14 protein-coding genes and 1 pseudogene are annotated in these 12,718 nt (G+C 44.4%); 14 read left to right on the top strand and 1 reads right to left on the bottom strand.

The window, feature by feature from the left end; genetic code table 11:
- From flgL to JOJ89_RS19250, 6 genes and pseudogenes are all read left to right on the top strand, one after another.
- Complete coding sequence (flgL, locus tag JOJ89_RS19275) at positions 1-882, top strand: flagellar hook-associated protein FlgL (RefSeq protein WP_203289049.1); 882 nt, start codon at positions 1-3, stop codon at positions 880-882.
- 44 nt (positions 883-926) lie between these two features.
- The gene (locus tag JOJ89_RS19270; protein ID WP_203289048.1) at positions 927-1,481 is read left to right on the top strand and encodes a DUF6470 family protein; all 555 of its coding nucleotides are present in this window, start codon (positions 927-929) and stop codon (positions 1,479-1,481) included.
- Between the two features lie 18 nt (positions 1,482-1,499).
- On the top strand, positions 1,500-1,928 hold the full coding sequence (gene fliW / locus JOJ89_RS19265) for a flagellar assembly protein FliW (RefSeq protein WP_203289047.1): 429 nt from the start codon (positions 1,500-1,502) through the stop codon (positions 1,926-1,928).
- Positions 1,928-2,146: a carbon storage regulator CsrA gene (gene csrA / locus JOJ89_RS19260; RefSeq protein WP_203289046.1), complete on the top strand. Its 219-nt coding sequence runs from the start codon at positions 1,928-1,930 to the stop codon at positions 2,144-2,146. The genes fliW and csrA overlap by 1 nt, the downstream gene beginning before the upstream one ends.
- 178 nt (positions 2,147-2,324) lie before the next feature.
- Entirely contained in the window at positions 2,325-3,086 is a 762-nt protein-coding gene (locus tag JOJ89_RS19255; RefSeq protein WP_203289045.1) for a flagellin N-terminal helical domain-containing protein, read from the top strand.
- Between the two features lie 342 nt (positions 3,087-3,428).
- Positions 3,429-3,545: pseudogene (locus JOJ89_RS19250) on the top strand (flagellin); the annotation flags it as partial.
- Positions 3,546-3,941: 396 nt separating this feature from the next.
- Here the strand turns inward: JOJ89_RS19250 and JOJ89_RS19245 are convergent.
- Positions 3,942-4,799: a DNA endonuclease gene (locus JOJ89_RS19245; RefSeq protein WP_203289044.1), complete on the bottom strand. Its 858-nt coding sequence runs from the start codon at positions 4,797-4,799 to the stop codon at positions 3,942-3,944.
- A 186-nt stretch (positions 4,800-4,985) separates the two neighbouring features.
- Here JOJ89_RS19245 and flaG point away from each other — a divergent pair, with 186 nt between their 5' ends.
- The 8 genes from flaG to secA all read left to right on the top strand — a co-directional run bounded on the left by flaG (position 4,986) and on the right by secA (position 12,714).
- Positions 4,986-5,339, top strand: a complete 354-nt coding sequence (flaG, locus tag JOJ89_RS19240; protein WP_347401533.1) for a flagellar protein FlaG — start codon at positions 4,986-4,988, stop codon at positions 5,337-5,339.
- 14 nt (positions 5,340-5,353) lie between these two features.
- Positions 5,354-7,132: a flagellar hook-associated protein 2 gene (locus tag JOJ89_RS19235; RefSeq protein WP_203289042.1), complete on the top strand. Its 1,779-nt coding sequence runs from the start codon at positions 5,354-5,356 to the stop codon at positions 7,130-7,132.
- A gap of 16 nt (positions 7,133-7,148) precedes the next feature.
- The gene (fliS, locus tag JOJ89_RS19230; RefSeq protein ID WP_203289041.1) at positions 7,149-7,550 is read left to right on the top strand and encodes a flagellar export chaperone FliS; all 402 of its coding nucleotides are present in this window, start codon (positions 7,149-7,151) and stop codon (positions 7,548-7,550) included.
- A complete protein-coding gene (fliT, locus tag JOJ89_RS19225) occupies positions 7,550-7,900 on the top strand; it encodes a flagellar protein FliT (protein WP_203289040.1) in 351 nt (116 codons plus the stop codon). Before fliS ends, fliT begins: the two co-directional genes overlap by 1 nt.
- Complete coding sequence (locus JOJ89_RS19220) at positions 7,884-8,273, top strand: DUF8042 domain-containing protein (RefSeq protein WP_029284711.1); 390 nt, start codon at positions 7,884-7,886, stop codon at positions 8,271-8,273. The genes fliT and JOJ89_RS19220 overlap by 17 nt, the downstream gene beginning before the upstream one ends.
- A gap of 664 nt (positions 8,274-8,937) precedes the next feature.
- The gene (gene hpf / locus JOJ89_RS19215) at positions 8,938-9,510 is read left to right on the top strand and encodes a ribosome hibernation-promoting factor, HPF/YfiA family (RefSeq protein ID WP_029284709.1); all 573 of its coding nucleotides are present in this window, start codon (positions 8,938-8,940) and stop codon (positions 9,508-9,510) included.
- 127 nt (positions 9,511-9,637) lie between these two features.
- Positions 9,638-9,940, top strand: coding sequence for a DUF4282 domain-containing protein (locus JOJ89_RS19210; RefSeq protein ID WP_203289039.1), 303 nt, complete (start codon positions 9,638-9,640; stop codon positions 9,938-9,940).
- A 257-nt stretch (positions 9,941-10,197) separates the two neighbouring features.
- Positions 10,198-12,714 carry a preprotein translocase subunit SecA gene (secA, locus tag JOJ89_RS19205; RefSeq protein ID WP_203289038.1) on the top strand — a complete coding sequence of 839 codons (2,517 nt, stop codon included), beginning with the start codon at positions 10,198-10,200 and terminating at the stop codon, positions 12,712-12,714.
- Positions 12,715-12,718: the final 4 nt, after the last annotated feature.

Raw genomic sequence — 12,718 nt, 5'->3', positions numbered from 1 at the left:
ATGCGCGTCACACAAAGTATGCTCGCAGCCAATTCTCTCCGGAATTTAAGCAAAAGCTATGAGAAAATGGGGACGTATCAAGACCAGCTAGCAACCGGCAAGAAGATCAGCCGTCCCTCTGACGATCCGGTCGTTGCCATGAAAGGCATGCACTACCGCACAAACCTGACCGAGGTTGAACAATACCAGCGCAACATTTCAGAAGCCTATCAGTGGATGGAAAACTCAGAAGCGGGCATCGAGCAGGGCACACAGGTTCTGCAGCGTGTCCGTGAACTTGTCGTACAGGCAAGCAACGGCACCAACAGCCCCGAGGATCTTAAAGCAATCGGCGCTGAAATCAAGCAGCTGAAAGAGGACCTGGTAGGGTCTGCCAATACCCAGGTAGCGGGGAATTACATTTTCAACGGAACGGAAACGAAAAAGGCTCCGGTGACACTGAATGCTGACGGTACGGTAACCGTCCTGGTTGATAAATCTCCTTTTGAAGTAGAAGTATCAAAAGGTGTTTCACTTAAAGCGAATATCAACTCAGATAACGTATTCAGCGAAGACTTATTCGCCGTTGTTGGATCAATTGAAAAAGCTCTCACTTCAGGTAACGCTACCGGCATGGACGGGCTGCTTTCAGACCTTGACGGGAAAATGGACGCCATGACCGCTGAACGTGCGGAGCTTGGCGCAAGGTATAACCGCCTTGAACTGATTGAAGACAGGGTGATGAAACAGGAGGTTGTGTCTACTCGTATTCTTTCAGAAAACGAAGACGCAGATCTTGAGAAAGTCATCATGAGTCTCACAGCACAGGAAAGTCTGCATAGAGCTGCACTTTCAGTAGGTGCGAGAATCATGCAGCCGACGCTGATGGACTTTTTACGATAAAGCTATCTTTTGCGAGATAGCTTTTTTACTAGGGAGGAGAACGAATGAATATTCCTCAAATCAGACTTGAAAGCAGGTTTGCTAAAATAGGAATCGAGACCGTGAACGCGAAGCTCTCCATCGAACAGAAGCCCGCCGACCTCTCCATTCAGCAGCCGAAAGCAGAGCTGACGATCAGGACCACACCTGGGAAGCTCACTATTGATCAGTCGAAAGCTCGGGAAGATGTCGATTTAAAGCATATTTCAAAGCGCATTGAAGAAGCTGCGGATATGGGGCGGCAAGATGTCCTGTCCGGCATTGCAAGGCGCATCAGGCAGGGTGATGAGCAGATGCGGATTGAAAACGGCGGCCGGCCTCTGACTGCCCAGGCAAAAGCGAACAGCGAACGCCCGGAGAAGCAATTTAACATTGGCTTCATCCCGTCGCATTTCAGTGTGAAGCTTGCTTATCAGCCTGCAGAGGTAAAAATTGATGTACAAACGAAAGAACCCATTATTGAGAGCACGCCAAATAAGCCGGACATGAACTATGAAGCCGGAGGCGTAAATATCCATCTGGCTGAGCGCAATCAGCTGAATATTGATTTTGTCATTTAACAGAAAGGAACGTGAAGCATGGTTATTGAAACGAAGTACCACGGAACGGTCGATGTCAATGAAACCGAAAAACTGAAGTTCGAGCATGGCATACCCGGCTTTTTGGATGAAAGCTCGTTTATCCTCCTGCCGCTTGAAGAGGATTCATCCTTTTTCATTCTTCAGTCTGTTCAGAGCCCGTCCACTGCCTTCGTCGTCACAAGTCCGTTTTTCTTTTTCAAAGACTATGAATTTGAGATTGATGAAGCCTCAAAAGAAGCACTGTCCATTGAAAGTGAAAAAGACGTTCAAGTCTACGTCATCCTGACTGTAACAGACCCATTCAATGCTTCAACCGCCAATCTCCAGGGACCGGTCATCATCAACCGAAAACAAAAAACAGGTAAGCAGCTCATCCTGAGCGGAACAGACTACACAACCAAACACCGCCTGTGGGAGGAAGCCTGATGCTCGTACTCACAAGAAAAACAGGGGAAGCCATCAAAATCGGCGACGATATCGAGATCTCCGTCATCTCCATCTCAGGCGACCAGGTCAAAATCGGCATCGAAGCCCCTAAACACATCGACATCCACCGGAAAGAAGTCTATCTTTCCATTCAGGAAGAAAATAACAAAGCGGCAGACGTTTCACTCAGCCTCCTGTCGCAGCTAAGAAACAGATAACCTTAAGCACATCGGCTTGAGGTTTTTTTATGAATTTTTTTCTAATTCTATTAAACAATACCTCTGCCTGTCGATATAAAAAGTGTCAGGCAGGACTGCAGACGGCCGGCTCGGCCCAGTCTGACATCTTCCACAAGGATGTGGAGGCAAACTTATATTTCAAGGAGGAAATTTACTAATGAGAATCAATCATAATATCACGGCTCTTAATACTTACAACAAATTGAGCAGTGCTTCTGGCGCTCAATCTAAATCAATGGAGAAATTAGCTTCTGGTCAGCGTATCAACCGTGCTGGTGACGATGCAGCTGGACTTTCTATTTCAGAAAAAATGCGTGCACAAGTACGTGGCTTGGACCAAGCGTCTAGAAATGCTCAAGATGGTATATCTATGATTCAGACAGCTGAAGGTGCATTAAATGAAACTCATTCTATGTTACAACGTATGCGTGAATTAGCAGTACAAGGTTCAAATGATACAAACACTACTGAAGATCGTACTGCCATCCAAGATGAAGCTAATCAGTTAGCAAAAGATATTAATAGAATTGCAAAAGATACTCAATTTAACGGTCAAGATTTATTAACTGGTGCTGGTGGACCAAGTACAAATGGTCAATTTACTTTCCAAGTTGGCGCAAATGAAAGCCAGCAAATTACACTCACTATTGCTGATATGACTGGTGGAACTGGTTTAGCGATTGCTACTGGAGACGATGAAGCAGCAACTGCTATTGATATTTCTTCAACAGCTGCAATTGCAACAGCAGCTATCACCACAATTAATGACGCAATTAAAACTGTTTCTGCTGAAAGGTCTAATCTAGGTTCTTATCAGAACCGTTTAGATTATGCTATAAATAATTTAAACACATCTTCTGAAAACCTAACTGCTGCAGAATCACGTGTTCGTGACGTAGATTATGCTTTAGCTGCCTAAGCAGCGACAAGCACAGTCGTCCTGGCTGGTAACGGCCAGAGATCATAATTGGGTGAATTGCTGGAAACCCCTTAGAGCTTTTCTTGCCACAACGCAGTTGGAAACGACAGACGTGACGGTCCGAAAAAAGAAAAGATTGGGCAATCAGCAGCCAAGCTCCTGTGAGGAAACTCTGGAGAAGGTTCAACGACTAGGATAAACCATCTAAGGCGTAAGCTATGGTGATGAAATCCGTAGGTGGATCAATGTGGTTCAGCATTGAGAATCCGAAGTGCCCAACCCCTACTGGAAAGATCAGAGGGTGAAGATATAGTCTGGTCATTTATGAAAGTAAATGTTCGCACGATGGCGAAAGAAATGATGAACCAAACAAAGAATTCTATTCTTTCTCAAGCAGCACAAGCAATGTTGGCTCAATCCAATCAAATGCCTCAAGGAGTTCTACAACTCTTGAGATAATTGATGAAGGGCGTCTTATCCGGTAACGGGTAAGAGCATTACTGGGTGAATTGCTGGAACTTCCTAAAGCTTCATCAACCACAACGCAACTGGAAACGGTCAGCGTGAAGGTGTGAAAATGATGAAGATGACACAATGGATAATCAGCAGCCAAGCTCCTGTGAGGAAACTCTGGAGAAGGTTCAACGACTAGAGAAGACGGTCTAAGGCATAAGCTATGACTATGAATCTCGTAGGGCAGTGCATACTGTTCGAAGTGCCCAGCCCCTGACAGATCAGGGTGAAGATATAGTCTATTCTATGACCGAAAGGCGTAGCGGCAAAGCAAGCCAACCAACAACCACAAGGTGTTCTTCAATTACTTCGTTAATAAATACAAAAACGGCACTTTCTTTTTTAGAGAGAGCCGTTTTTTCTTAATTCTTGAAATTTATATACAATCGACCAATACGTCCTGTTTAAGGCTGCTGCTATATCTTTATCAGTAAACTGATTTCTTTTCATCTCAAGCATGGCGTTAATTTCACTGTCAGAGTAATTTCGATGCCGCTTTGAATTACTAGATAATGTTTCATATCCAGGATATTCTTTTTTTAGTTTAATTGATTCAAGTTTCACTCTATGTTCCCAGTTCGTTTTGTATTGCATGCTCTTACAATCAACTGTGTGTGAATGAACCCGTGACAAAAAACTAGTTACTTCTATTTCTTTTGAGAGCTTTAATATATAGCCGTTTCCGTCTTTTCTTTTATTAAGATACAAATCGAGATCGTGATGTTCTGAAAGGAATTGCTTAAGAAGTATGAGCTCCTCTTTAGTGTAGCATTGAAGGTAGAATGCTATCGTAGGCAATAAGTATATTTTCTTCGTATTATGATTAATCCTTTTCGTAATACAAAGAGAGCCGTCATCTAAATAGAGAATTGCTAAGAAGTAAAAATGAGTGCATTGATCAATCAATTCAAAAGGAATCTTTTTTGTGCCATTGACGCTATAAAAATAGGGATATAATTCAGTGAATAAGGGGGATGATTTCGAACGAAGCGTGTTACTTTTGCGGGTTAAGTACAGCAATCCATTGAAAAATGAACTTTTCCATACCCGATATTCTTCTTGCTGGCTGCCATAATGTTCCCGGTAACTATGATTTTTTCTGCGTGAATTCTTATAAATTTTTGTAATCTCACCATCTGCTATTATGCTCGCTACTAATACACTTTTTTGAATACTAGAAAGTTGCATAAAATGTTTCATTTGCTTAATTAGACCTCCTTATAGGAACGTTTGTTCTGTTTATTAATTCCGCAGATCTTTCTAAAATCCTTCAAATAATAGAAAATAACAAGAATCATATTTTAATTTACGAAAACATTTAAGCCCAATTTAAACTCCCCAAACCTTCAAATCTCCCCAATCTCTCCGATATAACCAGTAGAACATATAACCAAGGAGCGACCCATCATGATGATTGAGAAAATGTCATCCCAGCCTGGTCCGCGCATCTCAGAAAATGACACGAAGCCCGTAACCATAAAAGAAGGAAGTAAAGAAGAATACACACCTGCTTTTCCGAAAGAAGAGATTGAAAAAGCGGTGAACAGCATCAATGAGTTTCTGCAGCCGGCGAATACGTCGATACAGTTTCAGTTGCATGAGAAGCTGAATGAGTATTATGTGACGGTGGTAGACAGTCAGACGAAGGAAATTGTCCGGGAGATTCCGTCCAAGAAGATGCTGGATTTGTACGCAGCACTAACAGAATTTCTGGGATTTGTAGTAGATAAGAAAATCTAGAGAGGTGAAGGTACATGGTCAGAATCGGCGGTTTGGCGAGCGGAATGGACATTGATACTATCGTGGCAGATTTGATGAAGGCGGAGAGAATGCCGCTTGATAAGCTGAAGCAGAACAAGCAGGTGCTTGAGTGGCAGCGCGACGGCTACCGCGAGATGAACAGCCTGCTGTTTTCATTCCGGAATGCTGCGTTTGATATGAAGCTCTCGAGCAACTACCGGGCACGGACGACGAACAGCTCCAATGCTGATAGAGTGACGGCCACTGCAACGAGCGCGGCGAGCCAGGCGTCCTACAGCATCTCGAAAGTAGATCAGCTTGCAACGGCAGCGACAAAGGTGAATGCCGGAGCTATCTCTGCATCCGGCCAAAAGGTCGACCCGTCTAAAGCTCTCCAGGATATAAAAGATTCGTTTGCCAACACGAACTTCAACTGGCAGACAGGAACCGTTAAAAATCAGACAGTCACTGCCGCGGCTGACGGGGCGTCATTTAAACTGACACTTGAAACCGGGCAAGTGCTGAAAAATGTTGATAAAGACGCGATTATCAAAGTGGACGGAAAATCCTTTAAGCTTGTGACTGGTACTCCTCAAGCGGGAGAAGCTGCACTTGATACAGACGGCAACCTGACGTTCGGCGAAACGATCAAAAAAGGAAGCGTCATCAAAGCGGATTACGTGATTGAGAGTACAGACCATTACTTCTCTTTTGACATGCAGACCCATACTTCAACAGGTCTCAAAAAAGAGAATTTCCTGATTCAGGGCACGGAATCATTAAATAACGTTTTTACAAAAATCAATTCATCATCACTTGGCGTGACAGCGTTGTATGACTCGTTTTCAGACAAGATTACGCTGACGAGAAAAGAAACCGGCGATTTTAACAAAGGCGGCAATGAAATCATTACGTCCGCAGGCTTCCTGAATAACGTGCTGAGATTCGGCTCAGGTACAGAAACAGGCGGGCAGAACGCAAAGTTCACCATTAACGGACTTGAAACAGAGCGCACTTCGAACACGTTTGAAATGAGCGGGGTTACCTTTACCCTGAAAAACACGTTCACGGCAGCAGAACCGCCGGTCTCTATTAACGTGACAAACGATACGAATGCCGTTTTTGACAACATAAAGAAATTCGTCACTCTGTACAACGAAACCATCGCGAAAATCCAGACGAAAACGGATGAGACCCGATACCGCGACTATCAGCCGCTATCTGACGAAGAACGCGAAGCTCTATCAGACAAGCAGCAGGAGCAGTGGGATGAAAAGGCGAAAAGCGGAATGCTCAGAAAAGACTCGATTCTGACTGGAGCTCTCAGCCAAATGCGGACAGATTTTTACTCAACGCTGTCTTCAGCATCAGGCACATCTTTTACTCATCTATCTAATATCGGAATCACGACCTCTACTAACTACCGCGAGGGCGGAAAGCTGATCATTGATGAGGCGAAATTGAAAAAAGCGATTGAAGAAAATCCGGACGGCGTAGAGAAGCTGTTCACAAGCAATGGTCCAACGAGGGGTGAAAAAGGGATCATTACCAATCTGTACGACAACTTAAAAACAACGATGGACAAGCTGAATTCGAGAGCAGGCACGTCCAGTTCCACAAGCCAGCAGTTTACGATTGGAAGAAACCTCTCATCCATAGATAGCCAGATCACGCGTTTTGAAGACAGGCTGACGCAAGTAGAGGACCGCTACTGGGCACAGTTTACGGCGATGGAAAAAGCGATTCAGCGATCCAATGAACAAATGAGTTATTTAATGCAGCAATTCGGCTAAAAAAGGAGTTAACACGATGGCATTGACAAATCCTTATCAGGCGTACCAGCAGAATTCAGTAAGCACGGCGTCTCCAGGCGAGCTGACACTGATGCTTTATAACGGCTGCCTCAAATTTATTAAACAGGCACGAACAGCGATGGAACAGAAACAGGTTCAGGAAAAAAACATCAACCTTCAAAAGGCGCAGCGCATTATTCAGGAATTGATCATTACTTTGAACCCTGAAGCTGAAGTTTCCGGGTCGATGATGCAGATGTATGAATATATTAACCGCAGGCTCGTAGAAGCGAATATCTCAAATGATCCGGAGATTCTCTCTGAAGCAGAGGGATATGTAACTGAATTCCGCGATGCGTGGAAACAGGTTATCCAATCCGCCCGCAGGCAGCAGTTCGGACAAGGCGGCCCGATCTGATGAGCACTGTTGAAAAACTGCACCAGCTTACACATCAGCTGCTGAGTGAAGTGAACGGCTCGCAGCAAAAAGATATGAGGGACAGCTATATCCTGAACATCCAGCAGTGGATCGAACAGCGTGAAGTGCTGATCTCAAACCTGAAGCCGCCATACACTCAGCAGGAAAAACAGCTGGGAAAAGAAATAACAGAATGGAACGCGGTCATCCATGAAAAGCTGAAAGCCGTGCAGCAAGAGATCAAAGAAGATATGACAAAATTGAAGCTGCAAAAAGCCTCCGGCCAGAAATATGCAAACCCCTACCAGAGCACGGCGATTGACGGAATGTACTATGATAAGCGCAAGTGACGCAATTACTCAAAGCGATTACGAGCTTTTTCTTTCCTATAACGAACTGCTGAATACGATCGAAGAGTGTTTTTATTACCTGATCAAAAGCTATGAAAGCATGGAATATACAAATCGTGAGCAGATTATGGACGATCTGATGGACGCTTTTATCCAGGTGGATGCCGTTCACAGCTCCATGATGCATGCGGCCCGCAGCAATCCAGATCTCCAAAAGGCCATTCTTCTATTTGATGACATGCTCGAAGAACTAAGACCGGCACCAGAAGGCGGGTCCCATCTTTTCCATGCCTATTTAAAAAGATTATCCCATCTGTATACAGCCTGGAAGCGAGACATACAAACATGTCTGCTTCCCTACCTGCTCCACTGATCCCGCCGGAATAAGGACGGGATTTTTTTATTTGGATTCGATGCAATGGGGGATGTTTAAGCGGATTGCGGCGGGTTATCATGAACGAAAAGAGCTCCTTTCTCGTAACATCGTAGGTTAATTTGGCAAACCAAATCAGAGCTACATTACGGAAGGAGCTAGTTATTATGAAGGATGTCATGAAATGCTTAAGTTTAAACGTATCAAAAGAACAAATTGGGATCTCGATTGCAGAAGACGGACCACAAGCGTAAATTTTAGTTAAAACACCAGTGGACTGAAGCGGAAGGCACTTGACTCCTGCGGGATGAAGAGGGCACTGAAGATCCCGCAAGCGCAGCGAGGAAGCTTCAGGCACTCCCCGCGGAAAGCAAGTGACTGGAGCGCAAGGGAACGGGTACGATGTGAGATTTATATTCAGCATAAAAACAGCTCAAGAAATCTAATCAGTCCCCCGAAGCAACAATATCTTCTATAGAGACAGTCCTCTTCTTCTCAGAATAAATCAAACGCCACCCGCATACTCTATTCACATCCTTTCCTTCTGAACCGCAAACTTCAACAAATTTCACAATGGTTTAACATTATTTTTACGTTTCAGCAGGAATTCTAAAGGGAAAGGAAGAAATAAGTTTACATATCCTTAACAAAGGAGGAGTTCATTTTGAATTATAACGTCAGAGGCGAAAACATTGAGGTAACTCCAGCATTAAGAGAGTATGTCGAGAAGAAAATCGGCAAACTGGAACGCTATTTTGAGGATTCAGTTGAAGCAAACGTAAACGTAAATTTAAAATTCTACAGCGATCAGGAATCAAAAATTGAAGTAACCATTCCCATGACCAATCTAGTGTTGCGTGCTGAGGAATATAATGAGGATATGTACGCTGCCATCGATCTTGTGACTAACAAGCTCGAGCGTCAGATCCGTAAACATAAAACAAAAGTAAACCGCAAGCTGCGAGAGCAGGGATCACCTAAATTCATGTTTGCAGCAGGCACTGAAGAAGCTGAAGGGGCACAGACCCAGACAGCGGTTCAGGAAGAAGAAGACCAGATCCAGGTTGTCCGCACAAAGCGCTTTAACTTAAAGCCGATGGACAGCGAGGAAGCCATCCTGCAAATGAATATGCTCGGTCATAATTTCTTCGTCTTTACAAATGCTGAAACAAACACAACAAACGTTGTGTACCAGCGTAAAGATGGCAAGTACGCGATTATTGAACCGACTGAATAACAACAATATCAAGCAGTCTCTCTATGCAGAGGCTGCTTTTCATTTGTTTTAATTTACATATTTTTACTTTTATAAGACATATTCAATGATTCTAAAGTCATATGCTCTAGAGAAGGAGGAGATGAGCATGCAGGACTTTTTAAAATTCAATAAAATGATTACCCCCACTATTATTACCGTTATCTTTTATGTGGGATCGGCCCTCAGCATCATCGCAGGATTTATCTCGATTGCAACAGGAGCAAGCGCTGATTTCGGGGGTGGAGCTCAAGTGTTTGCCGGGCTTTTGACACTGCTGTTTGGTCCGTTTGTCATCAGGATCTACTGTGAGCTGTTAATTGTCATGTTCAAAATGCATGAAAATCTTCAAGTGATAACCAGGCATGTTTCTGCAGAACAGAAAAGCAGTTCCTCCACTGATCTTCTATAAAGGTATACATAGAAGGGAATTCCGGCCATGCCGGATTTTTTTGTTTTATTATCTGAAAAATACATAAGCTTCTTCATCAAGCCTGAAGAGAACGTTTTAAAAAAGTTGATGCAGAACGGTTTTTCGCTTTGAAACAGGATAAACTGTTGATATTATTTAATATATGGTAAAATAGAAGGTAGTTTTGCAGGACGGATGATTATCCTGCCTATGGGTAGCTTCACGTATGGCACTTCACTAACAGAGGAGCGTATATAATGCTTGGAATCTTAAATAAGGTGTTTGATTTTAATAAACGTGCATTGAATAGATACGAAAAAATGGCGAATCAAATAGAATCTTTAGCAGGCGACATGGAGAGGCTTTCTGATGAAGATCTGAAGGCGAAGACGCAGGAATTTAAAGAGCGCGTTGCCAAAGGCGAAAGCACGGATGAGCTTTTGACAGAGGCTTTTGCCGTTGTGCGCGAGGCTTCAAAACGAGTGCTCGGACTTTATCCGTACCCGGTTCAGCTTATGGGGGGTATCGCTCTTCACGAAGGGAATATCTCTGAGATGAAAACAGGGGAAGGTAAAACACTGACTTCCACGATGCCTGTATATTTGAATGCTCTTTCCGGAAAAGGCGTTCATGTTGTGACGGTCAATGAATATCTTGCAAGCCGTGATGCTGTTGAGATGGGCAAGCTGTATGAGTTTCTGGGACTAACTGTAGGACTCAATTCAAACGGTCTTTCCAAAGAGGAAAAGCGTGCTGCCTATGCGTGCGATATTACGTATTCGACGAACAATGAGCTTGGCTTTGACTACCTGCGCGACAACATGGTTCTTTACAAAGAGCAGATGGTTCAGCGTCCGCTTCATTATGCGGTTATTGATGAAGTTGACTCCATCCTGATTGACGAGGCGCGTACGCCTTTGATCATTTCGGGGTCTGCTGCAAAATCCACGATGCTTTATGTACAGGCTAACGGCTTTGTCCGTTCATTGAAGCGCGATGAGGACTATACGTTCGATGAAAAAACAAAAGGCGTGCAGCTGACTGAAGACGGAATGTCTAAAGCAGAGAAAGCCTTTAATATTGAAAACCTGTTCGATTTAACACATGTGTCTCTCAACCATCATATTAATATGGCATTAAGAGCCCACGTTGTGATGCACAATGACGTTGATTACGTTGTTGAAGACGGCAATGTTGTCATCGTTGACCAGTTCACAGGCCGCTTAATGAAAGGCCGCCGCTACAGCGATGGTCTTCACCAGGCAATTGAGGCGAAAGAGGGCCTTGAGATTCAGAACGAGAGCATGACGCTTGCAACGATTACGTTCCAGAACTACTTCCGCATGTACGAGAAGCTTTCAGGTATGACAGGTACAGCGAAGACGGAGGAAGAGGAGTTCCGCAACATTTACAACATGCAGGTTGTGGCAATTCCGACAAACCGCGACGTTGTGCGTGATGACCGTGCAGATCTTGTGTACCGTTCTATGGAAGGCAAGTTCAAAGCCGTTGTTGATGATGTAACGACGCGTTATTTTGCCGGCCAGCCGGTTCTTGTAGGTACGGTTGCGGTAGAAACGTCTGAGCTTATTTCAAGACTCCTGAAGAAAAAAGGCGTTCCGCATAACGTGCTGAATGCGAAAAACCATGAAAGAGAAGCAGAAATCATCGAGAATGCCGGCCATCAGGGTTCCGTGACTATCGCGACAAACATGGCGGGACGCGGTACAGACATCAAGCTTGGACCTGGTGTAAGGGAGCTTGGCGGTTTGGCTGTTATTGGTACAGAACGCCACGAATCACGACGCATCGATAACCAGCTTCGCGGACGTTCAGGACGTCAGGGAGATCCTGGTGTGACTCAGTTCTATCTTTCAATGGAAGATGAACTGATGAGACGCTTCGGCTCTGATAACATGATGGCGATGATGGACCGTCTCGGCATGGATGATTCACAGCCGATTCAAAGCAAAATTGTTACGAAAGCTGTTGAATCTGCGCAAAAACGCGTTGAGGGCAACAACTTTGACGCTCGTAAACAGCTTCTTCAATACGATGACGTTCTTCGCCAGCAGCGTGAAGTTATTTACAAGCAGCGCTTTGACGTGATTGACTCTGAAAACCTGCGTACGATTGTTGAAAGCATGGTTACATCAACAGTTGAACGTGTGGTTGCGATGTACACGCCAAGAGAAGAGCTTCCGGAGGACTGGAACCTTGAAGGGCTGATTGACTACCTGAATGCCAATCTTCTTGAAGAAGGCACATTCACGGTTAACGACTTTAAAGGAAAAGAATCCGAAGAGATTTCAGAGCTTGTGCTTGAGAAAACGAAAGCCCGCTACAATGAAAAAGAAGAGGCATTCGGAGAAGAGCAGATGCGCGAGTTTGAAAAGGTCATCCTTCTTCGTGCGGTTGATACGAAATGGATGGATCACATTGATGCCATGGATCAGCTCCGCCAGGGTATTCACCTTCGTGCATACGGCCAGACAGATCCTCTCCGCGAGTATCAGATGGAAGGCTTTGCGATGTTTGAAAGCATGATTGCATCGATTGAAGAGGATGCTGCAAAATACATCATGAAAGCAGAGATCAGAAACAATCTTCAGCGCGAGGAAGTCGCAAAAGGCCAGCAGGCGGTTCACCCGAAAGAGGGAGACGAGGCGCCTAAGAAAAAGCCGGTTAAAAAGCAGATGGAGATCGGCCGCAACGAAGCATGTGTATGCGGAAGCGGAAAGAAATACAAAAACTGCTGCGGCAGCGGAAAATAATTTT

Source organism: Metabacillus sp. cB07 (assembly GCF_016839225.1).
GTDB lineage: Bacteria > Bacillota > Bacilli > Bacillales > Bacillaceae > Bacillus_P > Bacillus_P indicus.
The sequence above is the reverse complement of the archived record's forward strand: the minus strand, read 5'-3'. Positions and strand labels throughout refer to the sequence as shown.